The sequence below is a fragment of the Tenggerimyces flavus genome (genome assembly GCF_016907715.1).
GTDB lineage: Bacteria > Actinomycetota > Actinomycetes > Propionibacteriales > Actinopolymorphaceae > Tenggerimyces > Tenggerimyces flavus.
The window spans coordinates 5038038-5053104 of record NZ_JAFBCM010000001.1 but is presented as its reverse complement, the minus strand read 5'-3'; the positions used below and the strand labels follow the sequence as shown (position 1 = coordinate 5053104).

Sequence of the window (15067 nt, the reverse complement as noted above, 5' to 3'; positions counted from 1 at the left end):
ACGGCACATGGGCGCGTACCTCATCAGGCGGCTGATCACCAACATCGGCGTGCTGTTCGTGATCTGCGTCGGACTGTTCATCCTGGTCCGCGCGGTTCCCGGCGACCCGATCGACGTGCTCGTCCCGCCCGAGGTACGCGGCTCCGCCGGACCGGAGTTCCTCGAGCTGAAACGCCACGAGCTCGGACTGGACCAACCGTTGGTGGTCCAGTTCGGGCGGTGGCTGGGCGACGCGGTGACCGGCGACTTCGGGATGTCGTTCCAGTACAACCGGTCGGTCACCGGCATGCTGCTCGAGCGGGTCGGGCCGACCGTGCTGCTGATGGGCACGGCGCTGCTGATCTCCTGGCTGCTCGCGTTCCCGTTAGGCATCCTCGCGGCGCTGCGGCGCAACTCGGCGGTCGACTACGTGACCGCCGCGTTCAGCCTCGGCGCGATCTCGATCCCGACGTTCTTCCTCGGCATCGGCGCGATCTACGTGTTCTCGCTGAAGCTGCAGGTGCTCCCGTCGTCGGGCATGTCGTCGCCCGACGACGGCAGCGGGCTCGACATCCTGCGCCACCTGGCTATGCCGGCCGTGCTGCTCGGGCTCGCCGGCGCGGGACCGTACGTCCGGTACGTCCGCAGCGGACTGCTCAGCGAGCTGTACGCCGACTACGTCCGCACCGCGATGGCGAAGGGAGCGAGCAGGTTGCGCGCGGTCGTACGGCACGCGCTGCGGAACGCGTTGATCCCGCTCGTCACCGTGGCGGCGCTCTCGATCCCCAACCTGCTGGGAGGTGCGGTGGTCGTCGAGACGGTGTTCTCCTGGCCAGGCATGGGACAGCTCGCGGTCGCCGCGACGAACGCGCAGGACTACCCCGTGATCACCGGGTTCGCGTTGCTCATCTCGGTGCTCGTGATCGCGAGCAACCTCGCGGCCGACCTGCTGTACGCGGTCGTCGATCCCCGGGTGCGGCTCGGATGACCGGCGCCGACCTGACCGCCGCGTCGGCGGTGCCGCGCGGGATCCGCAGCCGGACCCCCGGCGGCATGGCAGTCCGGCGGTTCTTCCGCAACAAGATCGCCGTCGGCGGCGCGGTCGTGCTGATCGTCGTCGTCGCGTTGGCGATCTTCGCGCCGTTGGTCTCCTCGTACGACCCGAACGCCGTCGACCTGCGCGCGTTCCGGCAGGCACCGTCGGCTGAGCACCTGTTCGGCACGGACTCCTCCGGCCGGGACGTCTTCACCCGCGCGATCTTCGCGGGCCGGGTGTCGCTCGGCATCGGGCTGTCCGCGTCACTGATCGCGATCGTGCTCGGCACGCTGCTCGGTGCCGTCGCCGGGCTGCTCGGCGGCTGGGTCGACGCGGTCATCATGCGGTTCGCGGACATCATGATGTCGCTGCCGTCGCTGGTCGTGATCCTCGTGGTGGCGGGCATCCTCGGGCCGAGCCTCGTCACGCTGATCGTCGCGATCGGGGTGTTCGGCTGGCCGGTCACCGGTCGCGTCGTCCGTGGCGCGACGTTGTCGCTCCGCGAGCACGAGTTCATCCTGGCCGCGAACGCGGTAGGCGCGAGCAACTGGTGGCTGATCCGGCGGCACATCCTGCCTGCCGTTCTCGCGCCGGTGACGGTCGTCGGTACGTTGACCGTCGCCGGAACGATCCTCGTCGAGGCCGCGCTGTCGTTCCTCGGCCTCGGGGTGCAGCCACCGCAGGCGAGCTGGGGCAACATGCTGATCGACGCGCAGAACCTCACGCTCGTCCAGACGATGCCGTGGCTGTGGCTGCCGCCGGGCATCGCGATCGCGCTCACCGTACTGTCGGTCAACTTCGTCGGCGACGGCCTGCGGGACGCCGTCGACCCGAGGCAGGGGTGAGGCGATGAACGAGCAACCCCTGTTGGAGATTCGCGATCTTCGCGTCGAGTTCAACACCGACGACGGTGTGGTCCGGGCTGTCGACAGCGTCAGCTTCGACGTGTTCCCCGGCGAGGTGCTCGGCGTCGTCGGCGAGTCCGGCTCGGGCAAGAGCGTCACCGCGATGAGCATCCTCGGACTGATCCGGCAGCCGCCCGGCAAGATCACCGGCGGCACGATCGGCTTCCGCGGCAAGGACCTGTTGCGGATGAAGACCAAGGAGCTGCGGCGCGTCCGCGGCGGCGACATCGCGATGGTGTTCCAGGACCCGATGACCGCGCTCAACCCGGTCATCACCGTCGGGCAGCAGATCACCGAGGCGCTGCACCTGCACAACGGCAACCTCAGCCCGGGCGGCGCGCGGGAGCGGGCGATCGGGCTGCTCGCGCTGGTCGGCGTACCCGATCCGCCGGCGAGGTTCCGGCAGTATCCGCACGAGTACTCCGGCGGCATGCGGCAGCGCGCGATGATCGCGATGGCGATCGCGAACGACCCCGCGCTGCTCATCGCCGACGAGCCGACGACCGCGCTCGACGTGACGATCCAGGCCCAGGTGTTGGCGCTGCTCCGCAAGGCCGCGCGGGAGACCGGGGCCGCGACGATCCTCATCACCCACGACCTCGGCGTGATCGCCGAGCTCGCGGACCGGATCGTGGTGATGTACGCGGGCCGCATCGTCGAGACCGGCGACGTCCGCAGCATCTTCGCCAACCCGCGCCACCCGTACACCCGCGGCCTGCTCGACAGCCTCCCCCGGCTCGACCAGGACACCGACGAGCTGCGGCCGATCGCGGGCAGCCCGCCGAGCCTCATCGACGTGCCGTCCGGGTGCGCGTTCCATCCGCGCTGCGCGATCAGCCGGGGGCGGGAACGCTGTCGTACGGAACGTCCGGAGCTCGCCGTCGCCGCGACGGGTCAGCTCAGCGCCTGCCACTTCCACGCCGAGCTCGCCCCTGAGCCCTCGCACCAGGAGGTGACCGCGTGATCATGTACGTGATCATGAAGCCTTACTGGCCGTATGCACCGGTTTCCCTTCATGATCACGTACATGATCACCGGGTCTTGCCGGTGGGGAGCGAGGTGTCGGCATGAGCGATCCGATCCTCGAGGCGCACAACCTGGTCAAGCACTTCCCCATCCGCAAGGGACTGTTGCGACGGCAGACCGGCGCGGTGCAGGCGGTCGACGACGTGAGTTTCGCCTTGCAACGTGGGCGAACGCTGGGCCTCGTCGGCGAGTCGGGCTGCGGCAAGTCGACGACCGGGCGGATGCTCGTCCGGCTGCTCCCGCCGACGTCGGGCCGGATCGTCTACCAGGGCACGGACCTCGCGTCCATGGATCCGGCGGCGATCCGGCGGCTGCGCAGCGAGATCCAGATCGTCTTCCAGGACCCGTACTCCTCGCTCAGCCCGCGCCTCACCGTGCACGAGATCGTCGCGGAGCCGCTGCGGATCCACGGGCGGTACAAGGACGGCGGCAAGCGGCGGGTCGGTGAGCTGCTCGAGCTCGTCGGCCTCTCCCCCGAGCACGCCAACCGGTACGCGCACGAGTTCTCCGGCGGGCAGCGGCAGCGCATCGGCATCGCGCGGGCTTTGGCGCTCGATCCGAAGGTGCTGGTGCTCGACGAGCCGGTGTCCGCGTTGGACGTCTCGATCCAGGCCCAGGTCGTGAATCAGCTTGCTCAGTTGCAGAAACGGCTCGATCTGGCGTACCTGTTCATCTCCCACGACCTGTCGGTCGTGCGGCACATCTGTGACGACGTCGCGGTGATGTACCTCGGCAAGATCGTGGAGATCGGGACGCGCCAGGACATCTTCGAGCGGCCCACCCATCCGTACACCCAGGCGTTGCTGTCGGCGGTGCCCGTTCCGGATCCCGTCGGGCGGGACGAACGCGAACGCGTGCTGCTGAAGGGCGACGTGCCCAACCCGGCGAATCCGCCGTCGGGCTGCCGGTTCCGTACCCGCTGCCCCAAGGCCGACCAGCTGTGCGCCGGGCAGGAGCCGGCGCTGATCGACCGGCTCGGCGAGGGGCACCCGAGCGCCTGCCACTACCCGGAGCGGATCGACATCCTCGCCACCTCCTCCGGGAGGGCTCCGTCGTGACGGATCTGGTGTTGAGCGGTGGGTTGCTGGTCGACGGGACGGGTGCACCCGCGCGCTTGGCGGACGTCGCGATCAGCGGCGGCCACGTGTCGGCGGTCGGCTCGGTCGGCCCTGCGACGCGAACGATCGACGTGTCCGGGCGGGTCGTCGCACCCGGGTTCGTCGACCTGCACAGCCACTCCGACGTCACGTTGCTGAGCAACCCGTCCGCGCCGAGCAAGGTCCGGCAGGGGGTGACGACCGAGGTCGTGGGCAACTGCGGGCTCGGCACGTTCCCGTTCGGTGGTTCCGTCGGCGAACTGCGAGGCGCTGTCAGCTTCCTCGACCGCGATCCCGCGGTGGCGTGGGACTGGACGGACTTCGTCGGGTACGTCGCGGCGCTGTCGGCGGCGGGTCCGGCGGTGAACGTCGCAGCGCTCGTCGCCCACATCCCTCTTCGCCTGGCCAGTGGTGGCGACCTCGTGCGACTCCGCGGGCTGCTCGCCGACGCGTTGGCCGCGGGTGCCGCCGGTGCGTCGACCGGTCTGGCGTACGCGCCGCTCCACGACGTCGGCGAGGACGAGCTCGTCGCGATCGGCGAGACCGTCGCTGCGGCGGACAGGCTGTTCGCCTGGCACCTCCGGGACTACGCCGACGAGCTGCTCCCGTCGGTCGAGCAGGCGGTCCGCGTCGCGGAACGCACGGGCTGCCGTACGCAGATCTCCCATCTCGTCGGTGTCGGCCGCCGCAACTGGGGCAAGGTCAAGCTCGCGCTCGACCGCGTCGACGAGGCGCTGAATCGCGGCATCGACGTCGGCGTCGACATCTACCCGTACCTCGCCGGCAGCACCGTGCTCGCCCAGCTGCTCCCCGACCTCGACGACCATCCGCTGGAGTGGAGCGACATCACGCTCGCGACCGGTGTGCCGGACGAGCTCGTGGGCCGGACGATCGCCGACCTCGACGGGGACGGCGCGGACGTCGTACGTACGTTGGTCGCCGCGCACCCGACCGCGACGATGATCGCCGGCGGCCGCAGCGCGGACGACCTGCTCGCGGTGCTCACCCATCCGGCTGCGGTGGTCGGGTCGGACGGGTTCGCGCTCGACGCCGCTGGTCCGACCGGCGAGGGGCTGACGCATCCGCGTTCGTACGGCTGCTATCCGCGGCTGCTGACCGACTACGTCGGCGCCGGCCGGTCGACGCTGGAGCAGGCGATCGCGAAGTGCACGTCGCTGCCCGCGCGGCGGATCGGGCTGACCGACCGCGGGGCCGTCGCGGAGGGGTACGCGGCGGACCTGGTCGTGCTGGACCTCGAGCGGCTCGCCGATCGTTCGACGTACGTCACCCCGCATGCCTATCCCGAGGGCGTGGAACTCGTGATCGTCAACGGGTCGGTTGTGGTACACAACGAGGATCACGCGTCGACGCCGGCCGGTGTGGTGCTGAGGCTCAAACAGGATCGGAGACAGTCGTGGCACGAGTAGTCAGGACCGGGCCAACCGCGGTGGTCGACGACGAGAAGCCGGCATCGGCCAACTATCACGCGCACGCGCTGGCGCGCGGCCTCGCGCTGCTCGAGCTGTTGGCGAACGGGCCGCAGCCGATGACGCTCACCGAGTTCCACCGGCGAACGAAGATGCCGAAGAGCACGCTCGTCCGGCTGCTGGCGGTGCTCACCGAGGCGGAGTTCATCGTGCGTGTCGACGAGCGTCCGGCGTTCCGGCTCGCGCACAAGGTGCTGACGCTGTCGACTGCGTACGTCGCGAGCCTCGACGTGTCGGAGACAGCGGGGGCGTACCTCGCCGAGCTGTCGGCCAAGACCGGGCACACCGCGAACCTCGGAATCCTCGATGGCGACCAGGTGCTGCACCTGTGCGTGCACGAGCCCGACCGGCCGATCCGCTTCACCGCGATGGCCGGGTCGCGCGCGTCGGCGTACTGCACGGGTCTGGGCAAGGTGCTGCTGGCGAACGTCGCGGCGGACCGGATCGAGCTGCACGTGCCGGAGGAGCCGTTCCCGCCGCGGACGGAGGCGACGGTCACCACGGTGGAGCAGCTGAGCAAGGAGCTGCGGAAGATCCAGCGTCGTGGCTACGCGTTCGACGACAACGAGTGGAGCATCGGGCTGCGCTGCCTCGCGGTGCCGGTGCCGATCGCGGACGTCGGCGTGGCTGCGCTGAGCGTGGCGGGTCCGGCGGCGGAGTTCGTGAACGATCGGCACGCGGGGTATCTGGAGTCGCTGCGCGAGGCGGCGTCGGCCATGGCGGCGGACGCGGATCTCGTTGCGGTGTTGAGCATTACGTACAAGTCGTTGTTGCCGGCTGAACAGGGTGGCAAGTCGTGATCGATGTTCATACGCACTGTCTGACCGCGGAGCACTGGGGGTGTGAGTACCACGACCACTGGCAACCGGTGTACGGCGACCCGTGGGTGGACGTGACGCCCGAGGCGTACGACGCGGCGATGGTCGGGGTGAAGGCGGCGTTCGTCTTCGGGCTGCGCGCGACGGCCGCGGGGGTGGGGACGCCGAACGACTTCGTGGAGAAGTTCTGCGCGTCCACGCGTACCGAGACGATCGGCTTCATGTCGTTGGACCCGACGGACCCGGACGTGTTGGAGCAACTGGCCGACGGTGTCGCGCGGGGGCTGCGTGGGATCAAGCTGTACCCGGTGTTGGCTCTGTTCGACCCGCGGGACGCGCGCTTCGACCCGTTCTACCAGGCGGCTCTCGATGCTGGGCTGGTGTTGCTGTGGCACATGGGCGCGACGCCGAGCCCGGTCGGTGACCTGTCGGTGAGCCAGCCGCTGGTCGTGGACGAGGTGGCGCGGCGGTTCCCGGACCTGGTGCAGATCATCGCGCACATGGGGCATCCGTGGCAGCGCGAGACGATCGTGGTGCTGCGGAAGAACCGGCGGGTGTTCTCCGACGTGTCGGCGAACTGGGCGCGGCCGCAGGACGGGTTCCACGCGTTGGTGCGGGCGCAGGAGTGGGGCGTGGTCGACAAGCTGCTGTTCGGCTCGGATTATCCGGTGTGGACGCCGGCCGAGGCGGTCGCGGGCCTGCGTGGGCTGGGTGACATGAAGCCGGCGGGACTGCCGTGGATCGAGCCGTCGACCATCGAGCACCTGCTGGACTCCGACCCCCGCGCGGTCCTCGGCCTCGCCTGACCGCCACGAGTTGAATGAAGGGCACCTTCATTCCAACCTATTGAATGAAGGTGCCCTTCATTCAAACGGGGCAAGCCACGGAAGGCGAGTAGGCGTCGATGAGCGTCACGTTCCGCCCCGCCACCCCACCACCACCAGCCACCTGTGCGCTGCCGTGAGTTGTTGGACAGATCTCGGTCTCTATCCCGAGATCTGTCCAACAAGTCGGTTGCCAGCCAGCACCGGCCGCTCATTCGCAGAAGAGGTGCCCGATGAGTGTCACGTTCCGCCCCGCTACGCCGGCCGATGCCGAGGCGGTGGCGCTGCTGCACGCGGACAGTTGGCGGCGGTTCTATCGCGGAGCGTTCGCCGACTCGTACCTCGACGGCGACCTCGAGACCGAACGCCGTAGCGTCTGGGCCGGGCGGCTCGGCGAGCCCAGCGGGACCGTCACGGTCGTGGCCGAGGACGCGCGAGGGTTCGCCGGGTTCGTGCACGTCATGCTCGACCACGACCCGGTGTACGGCAGCCTCCTCGACAACCTGCACGTCGCGCACGACCGGCAGCGGTCCGGCATCGGGCGCGCGCTGATCGTCCGCGCTGCCGAGGGCGTCGTCGCCCGAGCCGCGAGGCCCACCTTCTACCTGTGGGTGCTCGAGCAGAACACCCGAGCCCAGGCGTTCTACCAGGCCCAAGGCGGCCAGCTCGCCGGCCGCGAGGCGGTCAACAGCCAGCCCAAGGACAGGCTGAACGGCGACCCGTACGGCCTCCGCGTCGTCTGGCCCGACGCCCGCATGGCACCGCCGCGTTAATTCGGGTCGCGCTCCCCCGTTCGTTCCCGTATCCTGGCCGGCCCGACAAATCCCCGGCTCACCCTTCTCCGGGGCATAGTGACGCCCGCACCACCCTGAACCCCCCTGCCCGTTGGCATGGGGGAACTTCGGCGTGCGCGCGATCACCCGACCAAAGGAAAGGAGGCGATACCCATGCGGCTCTACGCGGCGGTCGCCTGGCGAGGTTTTCGCCGGTACTCGACCTACCGCGCGGCAACAGCCGCCGGAGCATTCACCAACACGATCTTCGGATTCATCATGGCCTACACCTACATCGCGCTGTGGGAGGCCAGACCCGGGCTCGGCGGGTACGACACCGCCGAGGCCCTCACGTACGTCTTCATCGGCCAGTCACTGCTCGCGCCGATGGCGCTGTTCGGCGGCGGATTCGGCGACGAGCTCGCCGAGCGCATCCGCACCGGAGACGTCGCCATCGACCTCTACCGCCCGGTCGACATGCAGACCTGGTGGTTCGCCGCCGATCTCGGGCGAGCCGGATTCCAGTTCCTGGCAAGGGGAATCCCACCCACCATCGTGGGTGCGCTGATCTTCCCCCTCGCGCTTCCGGTGAACCCCCTCACCTGGCTCGCGTTCCTCGTCGCGGTCGTCCTCGGCCTCATGGTGAGCTTCGCGATCCGCTACATCGTCACGCTGTTCACGTTCTGGCTCCTCGACCTCCGCGGGATCCAGACCGCGGCGGGGCTCGTCGGGATGTTCATGTCCGGCATGCTCCTCCCCCTCACGCTCTTCCCCGACGTGCTGGCCCGGACGGCCCTGCTGCTGCCCTGGGCCAGCGTCCTGCAGATACCCGTCGACATCCTGCTCGGCAAGCATCAGGGCGTCGAGGTGCTGGAGGCGTTCGGATTCCAGGCAGCCTGGGCACTCGTCCTCCTTCTCGTCGGACGGGCCATCACTGCGGTCGCCACGTCGAAGGTGGTGGTCCAAGGTGGTTGACGGACTTCGCGCGTTCTGGTGGATGTCGATCCTCTGGATCCGCTCCGCGCTGATCTACCGCGGCTCGTTCCTGCTCTTGGTCGGGAGCCAGTTCGTCATCACGGGGCTGGACTTCGTCGTCATCTTCATCATGTTCAGCCACACGCCACAGCTCGGCGGCTTCGATCTCGCGGAGGTCGCCTTCCTGTACGGCGCGTCCGGCGTCGCGATGGGGCTCGCGGACCTGCTGGTCGGCAACAGCGAACGGATCGGGCGGAAGATCCGCACCGGCGAGTTCGACGCGATGATGATCCGGCCCGTGCCCGTGTTCATCCAGTCGGCCGCCGACAACTTCGGCATCCACCGGCTCGGCCGCGTGATCCAGGCAAGCGTCATCTTCGCCTGGTCGATCGCCGCGCTCGACGTGCACTGGACCTGGGACCGCGTCCTGCTGACGATCGTCATGGTGGTCTGCGGAACGGTGATCTTCAGCGCGATCTTCGTACTCGGCGGCGCGTTCCAGTTCGCGGCGACCGACGCTGCCGAGGTCGCGAACGCCTTCACGTACGGGGGAAACTTCCTCACCCAGTACCCACCGACGCTCTTCGCCCGCGAGGTCGTCCTGCTCGCGCTGTTCGTGATCCCGCTCGGCTTCGTCAACTGGATGCCGGCGCTCTACATCCTCAGCCACCCCGACCCGCTCGGCCTGCCGACGGCGTTCCAGTTCGCGTCGCCGGTCGCCGCCCTCCTGCTCTCCGCTGTCGCCGCGCTCGCCTGGCGGACCGGCGTTCGCAACTACCGAAGCACCGGGAGCTGACATGCCCCTCATCGAGCTGCAAGACGTCGCCAAGACCTTCGTCGTACGGCGAAAATCCGGCCGGCTCCGGCGCACGAGGTCAGAGGTGCACGCGGTCGCCGGGCTCTCGTTCGCGGTCGAACGCGGCGAGATGGTCGGCTACATCGGGCCGAACGGCGCCGGCAAGTCGACCACGATCAAGATGCTCACCGGCATCCTCGTTCCCTCCTCCGGTTCGCTCCGGGTCGCCGGGATCGAGCCCTCGCGGGACCGGATCGCGCTGGCCCGACGCATCGGTGTCGTCTTCGGTCAGCGGACCACGCTGTGGTGGGACCTGCCGCTGCGCGACTCGTACGGACTGCTTCGGCGCATCTACAAGATCCCGGACCAGCGGTACGCGGAGAACCTCGAGCGGATGGTCGAGCTGCTCGAGCTCGGCGACCTGCTCGACGTACCCGTTCGTCAACTGTCGTTGGGACAACGCATGCGCGGCGACATCGCGGCCGCGTTGCTGCACGACCCCGAGGTGCTCTACCTCGACGAGCCCACGATCGGGCTCGACATCGTCAGCAAGGCGCGCGTACGCGACTTCCTGCGCGAGCTGAACACCACGTCCGGCACCACCGTGCTGCTGACCACCCATGACCTGACCGACATCGAGCACCTCTGCAAGCGGGTGATGGTGATCGACCACGGGCAGCTCGTGTACGACGGTGGGCTGGAGGGGCTGCACGAGCTCGGTGAGAGCGAACGGACGTTGGTCGTCGACCTCGCCGAACCCCAGGGCCCGGTCTCGATCGAGGGCGCGCGCGTGGTGAAGGTCGACGGCCCGCGGCAGTGGCTCGCGTTCCCCGCCGCCCAGAGCGCCGCGCCACTCGTCGCCGCGGTGGCCGAGCGGTACCCCTTGGTGGACCTGTCGATCCAGGAGCCGGCAATCGAGGCGGTGATCGGGCGGATCTACGCCGAGGGGATCACCCGGCCAACACCTTGAGGCGCGATGCCACGAGGACCCGTGGGGTAGGTCGGGCGTGTTGGCGGATGGGCACCGATGCCGCTTTACCTGGCGAGTGGGTGCTCTACGCGGGGTGTATCCCAGGTAGAGCGGCAAATGATCATGTAAACATGATCATTGGCCCGGCTAGACGTCGATCATCCTCGACAGGATGCGGCGCACTGTTGCCCGTTCTTCCTCGGAGAGGTCGATCTCCGGCGCGTACCGGCGGAAGCGGTTCACCGAGACCGTACGCACCTGCTCGGTGATCACCCAGCTCGCGGCCGACGCGACGTGCACCCGGTGCAGCCAGCGCGGGCGTTCGACCGTCGTCAACGGGAGGATCGTGACCAGCTCGGCGTTGGTGAGCGCGAGATGGAACCGCGAGGACACGACCAGCGCCGGGCGGTCCTTGCCCTGTTCGTGGCCGCGGATGGGCTCGAGGTCGACGAACCACACCTGACCCGGCTCGACGGGCGGCTTCACTCGCGCTTGCCCGACCAGCCGTCGGCGATCGCGGCGTCCGCGCCGGCGAGCTGATCGGCCTCGGCGAGGTAGTCGGCCCAGCCTCGCGGGTCGTCCTCGCGGAACTCCCGGACCGCCGCCACGGCCATCGATTCCCAGTGCTCGTCGATGAGCCGCCGGATCGTCTCGTCGGCGGACACGCCGCCGTAGTCCTCGCGGGCGATCCGCAGGACTTCCTCTCGGGTCTCGTCACTCACGCGCAGCACAACGACAGTCTACCTCGCCGTCAACACGTCTGTTAACACCTGCGTATCGGCGGAGACCCCATGTGTCTCAGCCCGTGGTCAGCGCAAGGATGATCACGTGCCTCGCTACCGGTTCGGCGTTCCGACGACGTTGATCGTGTCGCTCGCGTTCGGCACTGTGCTCAACCCGCTCAACTCCTCCATGATCGCCGTCGCCCTCATCAGCCTCGAGCGGCACTTCGAGGTCGGCGTCGCGACCGCGAGCTGGCTGGTCTCCGGCTTCTACCTGGCCGCGGCGGTCGGGCAGCCCCTGATGGGACGGTTCGCGGACCTGTTCGGCGCGCGGCGGCTGTTCGTCGGTGGGCTCGTGCTGGTCGCGATCGCCTCGATCCTGGCGCCGTTCGTCCCCGGGTTCTGGTGGCTGGTCGGGATCCGGGTCATCCAGGCGATCGGTACGTCGGCCGCGTTCCCCTCCGCGCTCGTCCTGCTCCGCCAGGCCGACGGGCCGGACGCGACCAGGCCGCCGGCGAGCGCGATGGCCGCGCTCACCGTGGCCGCGTCGACCAGCGCGGCGCTCGGACCGGTCATCGGCGGCTTCCTGGTCGCGTTCGCCGGCTGGCAGGCCGTCTTCCTCGTGAACATCCCGCTCACGATCACCGGCGTGATCCTCGGCCTGCGGTTCCTGCCGAAGGAGCAGCAGTACGCCCGGCCCGCCGCGAAGATCACCGTCGACTTCCCCGGCATCGCGCTGTTCACCTGCGGCCTCGGCAGCCTGCTGGTCTTCCTGCTCTACCTCGACGACCAGCCGCGCTGGTGGCTGCTGATCGCGTTCGCCGTGCTGGCGGTGCTGCTGGTGCTACGCGAACGGTCGGTCGACGAGCCGTTCCTCGACGTCCGCGGACTCGCCGCCAACCCGGCGCTGACCTCGGTCCTGCTCCAGCAGGGCCTGACGAACCTGATCTTCTACTGCGTGTTCTTCGGCCTGCCGATGTGGCTGGAGTCCGTGCGCGGCTTCGGCGCGAACCAGGTCGGCCTGCTCGTGCTCCCGATCGCCGCGATGGGCGTACTTACCGTGCCGTTGGCGGCCCGCGTCGTCCGGAGCCGCAGCTCGCGCACCGCGCTGGTCTTCGGCACCGCGGTCGTGCTCGCCGCCACGCTGCTGGTCCAGTTCATCGACAGCAGTACGCCGATCGTCCTGCTCGTCGGCATCGCGCTGCTGCTCGGCATCCCCAACGGGTTCAACAACTTCGGTCTGCAGACCGCTTTGTACGAGGCGAGTCCGCCGAACCGGACTGGGTCGTCGGGCGGTTTGTTCCAAACGTTCCGCTATCTCGGCGCGATCATGTCGACCAGCGTGTTGGGCATCGTGTTCGAGCAAGATCTCAGCGATCGCGGGCTGCATCACGTGGGCTGGGTGATGACCGTTCTGGCGGTTCTCCTGCTCACCATGGCGATTCTGCTGCGCCGGGCTCGCCAGCCGGAGTGAGTACGCTGGGCGACGCGCGCCACTGGCCGGACCGGTCCACTCGCGTTCGCCCGGTCGTCACGCGGTGTTCTCCGCCCAGTTCCCGGGCCTATTCGTCACCGTTTGTAGTCGCCACGGCACCTTCCGCTGAAGATGGCCACTGAGCGTCATTTTGGATACGCTCCCCAGCGTTGCGGGGGCAGCAATCGGGTCAGTGGGGAGGAACGTCACGATGCCCGGACGCCATTCAGGCGCCGCCCGCCGCAGAACGATCCGACCGAGCCGCCTTCTCGCGGCCGCGGGCGGAACGGTAGCGGTTGTTCTCATCGCCTTCATTGGCGCCCGCGCTCTCGACCGCCCTGCCGCGGCACGTGACGACGTCTGCTCCGGCACGTTCCGGGTCGATGTCGCCGCCGCACCCGAGGTCGTGGCTCCGGTGCGCGCGTTCGCCGACGAGATCGCCGACGACAACGTCTCGATCGGTGGGGCTTGTCTGGTGTTCGAGGTGCGCGCGGAGGACCCGGCGGAGACGTTCGGAAAGCTGGCGCAGCCGGAGCCGCGCGACCTTCCCGAGCTCTGGATCCCCGACACCGTCGAGTGGATCAACCGCACCGGCATCCCGCCAGGCCGCGTGACCTCGCTCAGCCCCTCGGTCGCGGCGACGCCGCTCGTGTTGGCCTCCACTCAGGCCACGGCCGCCCAGCTCGCGTCGAAGAAGAACTCGTGGGCCTCGCTCGCGGGCTCGGCACCGACGATGCTCAGCAGCCCGGAGACCTCGGGCACCGCGTTCTCGGCACTGCTCGGCGTCCGCCGGTCGGCGCCGGACGACACGCCCGAGAAGGCGCGCCGGAATCTCGGCGGCACGATCGTCCGGAACACGCCGTACCGGGTCCCGAGCCTCGCCGGCCAGCTCGACCGTTCCTCGGACCCAAGTGGGCTGAAGTCGGCGATCCCGACGACCGAGCAGCAGGTGCTCTCGTACCTCAAGGTCCACCCGGACGCGGACATCGTGCAGACGATCCCCACCGCCGGGACCGTGCTGATGGAGTACCCGCTGCTCGCGATCCTCGGTCCGGAAGGCAAGCGGAACCAGATCAACAACGCCGGCGCGACGTTGCTGCGGTACGTCGACGCCGACCGCTCGCGGAGCACCATCCACAACGCCGGCTTCCGCGACTACCGCGACCTCGCGCCACCCAACTCCAACGTGAAGACCGGCAACCTCAAGGTGCTGAACCCGCTCGACTTCGACGCGGACGACGTGCTGCGGAGCTGGGCCGCGATGACGATCGAGCCGAAGATGCTCGCGATCATGGACGTGTCCGGTTCGATGAACGAGTCGGCCGGGCTGAAGACGCGGATCGACCTCGCCGAGGATGCCCTGCGAGCCGCGATGACGTACCTGCCGGACACGGCCGAGCTCGGCCTGTGGGCGTTCTCCGAAGGCCTCGGGCCGGAGGGGATCGACCACCTCGGGCTCACCGGGATCGAGCCACTGGGCGCGGTCCACCGGGCCACGCTGACAAGCCGGATCGCCGGCCTGTCGGGACGCGTGGGCCGGAACACCGCGCTCTACGACACCATCCTGGCCGGCTACCGGACCGCCCGTTCGAACTTCGACGGGTCCCGGTTCAACGCGGTCGTCCTAATCACCGATGGCAAGGACGACAACAGGAGCAACATCAAGCTCGAGCCGCTGCTGGCCGAGCTGAAGCGCCTGAACGACCCGGCCCGTCCGGTGGAGCTGATCATGGTCGGCATCGGTAAGGGCACCGATGTCGCCACGCTCCAACGCATCGCCGCGACGACGGGTGGCCGGGCGTACAAGGCCGAGGATCCACGGTTCATGGAAGGCATCATCATCGACGCCCTACTTCGGCGGCAGTGCGCCAATGGCTGCTGAGGGCGGAGTGAGAAGTGTCTGAATTGATCTGTTTGGCCGCTCCGAGACAGGTCGGTCGAACCCGTGGCGATGCCGCAGAGGCGACGCATATTGTTAACCACGGCCAAAACGGGCTGTCCCGGATGTCCTCAATGTGCGCTGTTTCACCGCCTTGACCGGCAGTTATGACGCCGTGTAGTCGATCAGGCACAGATTCGCCCCATTGACCACGGAGTGTCACTTTCCTGTACTGTCGGCGCGTCGTACAGGGGGGAACTGGAGGACTGTACCTACATGCCCGGACGTCATGCCGCGTCAAACGGG

At 68.9% G+C, this 15067-nt stretch carries 15 protein-coding genes; 13 read left to right on the top strand and 2 right to left on the bottom strand.

The genetic code is table 11. The features are described from left to right. Window positions 1-7 precede the first annotated feature (7 nt). The 11 genes from JOD67_RS23600 to JOD67_RS23550 all read left to right on the top strand — a co-directional run bounded on the left by JOD67_RS23600 (window position 8) and on the right by JOD67_RS23550 (window position 10686). Entirely contained in the window at window positions 8-967 is a 960-nt protein-coding gene (locus JOD67_RS23600) for an ABC transporter permease (RefSeq protein WP_205119879.1), read from the top strand. After that, window positions 964-1860: an oligopeptide ABC transporter permease gene (gene opp4C / locus JOD67_RS23595; protein WP_205119878.1), complete on the top strand. Its 897-nt coding sequence runs from the start codon at window positions 964-966 to the stop codon at window positions 1858-1860. The genes JOD67_RS23600 and opp4C overlap by 4 nt, the downstream gene beginning before the upstream one ends. A 4-nt stretch (window positions 1861-1864) precedes the next feature. Next, on the top strand, window positions 1865-2884 hold the full coding sequence (locus JOD67_RS23590; protein ID WP_205119877.1) for an ABC transporter ATP-binding protein: 1020 nt from the start codon (window positions 1865-1867) through the stop codon (window positions 2882-2884). A gap of 103 nt (window positions 2885-2987) precedes the next feature. Next, window positions 2988-4004 carry an ABC transporter ATP-binding protein gene (locus JOD67_RS23585; RefSeq protein ID WP_205119876.1) on the top strand — a complete coding sequence of 339 codons (1017 nt, stop codon included), beginning with the start codon at window positions 2988-2990 and terminating at the stop codon, window positions 4002-4004. Beyond that, the gene (locus tag JOD67_RS23580) at window positions 4001-5470 is read left to right on the top strand and encodes an N-acyl-D-amino-acid deacylase family protein (protein ID WP_205119875.1); all 1470 of its coding nucleotides are present in this window, start codon (window positions 4001-4003) and stop codon (window positions 5468-5470) included. The genes JOD67_RS23585 and JOD67_RS23580 overlap by 4 nt, the downstream gene beginning before the upstream one ends. Further along, complete coding sequence (locus JOD67_RS23575) at window positions 5458-6330, top strand: IclR family transcriptional regulator (RefSeq protein WP_205119874.1); 873 nt, start codon at window positions 5458-5460, stop codon at window positions 6328-6330. The genes JOD67_RS23580 and JOD67_RS23575 overlap by 13 nt, the downstream gene beginning before the upstream one ends. Next, window positions 6327-7154 (top strand): amidohydrolase family protein, encoded by an 828-nt coding sequence (locus JOD67_RS23570; RefSeq protein ID WP_205119873.1) that lies wholly within the window; start codon window positions 6327-6329, stop codon window positions 7152-7154. The genes JOD67_RS23575 and JOD67_RS23570 overlap by 4 nt, the downstream gene beginning before the upstream one ends. Before the next feature lie 251 nt (window positions 7155-7405). Continuing rightward, on the top strand, window positions 7406-7945 hold the full coding sequence (locus JOD67_RS23565) for a GNAT family N-acetyltransferase (RefSeq protein ID WP_205119872.1): 540 nt from the start codon (window positions 7406-7408) through the stop codon (window positions 7943-7945). A gap of 174 nt (window positions 7946-8119) precedes the next feature. Then, window positions 8120-8920 (top strand): ABC transporter permease, encoded by an 801-nt coding sequence (locus tag JOD67_RS23560; RefSeq protein ID WP_205119871.1) that lies wholly within the window; start codon window positions 8120-8122, stop codon window positions 8918-8920. Beyond that, window positions 8913-9716, top strand: a complete 804-nt coding sequence (locus JOD67_RS23555) for an ABC transporter permease (protein ID WP_205119870.1) — start codon at window positions 8913-8915, stop codon at window positions 9714-9716. Before JOD67_RS23560 ends, JOD67_RS23555 begins: the two co-directional genes overlap by 8 nt. Before the next feature lies 1 nt (window position 9717). Further along, entirely contained in the window at window positions 9718-10686 is a 969-nt protein-coding gene (locus JOD67_RS23550) for an ABC transporter ATP-binding protein (RefSeq protein ID WP_205119869.1), read from the top strand. 147 nt (window positions 10687-10833) lie between these two features. Here JOD67_RS23550 and JOD67_RS23545 read toward each other — a convergent pair whose 3' ends face one another. Together JOD67_RS23545 and JOD67_RS23540 are read right to left on the bottom strand one after the other, a co-directional pair. Further along, a complete protein-coding gene (locus JOD67_RS23545; protein WP_205119868.1) occupies window positions 10834-11172 on the bottom strand; it encodes a type II toxin-antitoxin system PemK/MazF family toxin in 339 nt (112 codons plus the stop codon). Beyond that, the gene (locus JOD67_RS23540) at window positions 11169-11417 is read right to left on the bottom strand and encodes a hypothetical protein (protein ID WP_205119867.1); all 249 of its coding nucleotides are present in this window, start codon (window positions 11415-11417) and stop codon (window positions 11169-11171) included. The genes JOD67_RS23545 and JOD67_RS23540 overlap by 4 nt, the downstream gene beginning before the upstream one ends. Before the next feature lie 97 nt (window positions 11418-11514). On the opposite strand from JOD67_RS23540, the gene JOD67_RS23535 reads away from it, so the two are divergent. Both JOD67_RS23535 and JOD67_RS23530 read left to right on the top strand, forming a co-directional pair. Continuing rightward, window positions 11515-12882 (top strand): MFS transporter, encoded by a 1368-nt coding sequence (locus tag JOD67_RS23535; protein ID WP_205119866.1) that lies wholly within the window; start codon window positions 11515-11517, stop codon window positions 12880-12882. Between the two features lie 211 nt (window positions 12883-13093). Beyond that, window positions 13094-14764 (top strand): VWA domain-containing protein, encoded by a 1671-nt coding sequence (locus JOD67_RS23530; protein ID WP_205119865.1) that lies wholly within the window; start codon window positions 13094-13096, stop codon window positions 14762-14764. The last annotated feature ends 303 nt before the right edge of the window (window positions 14765-15067 follow it).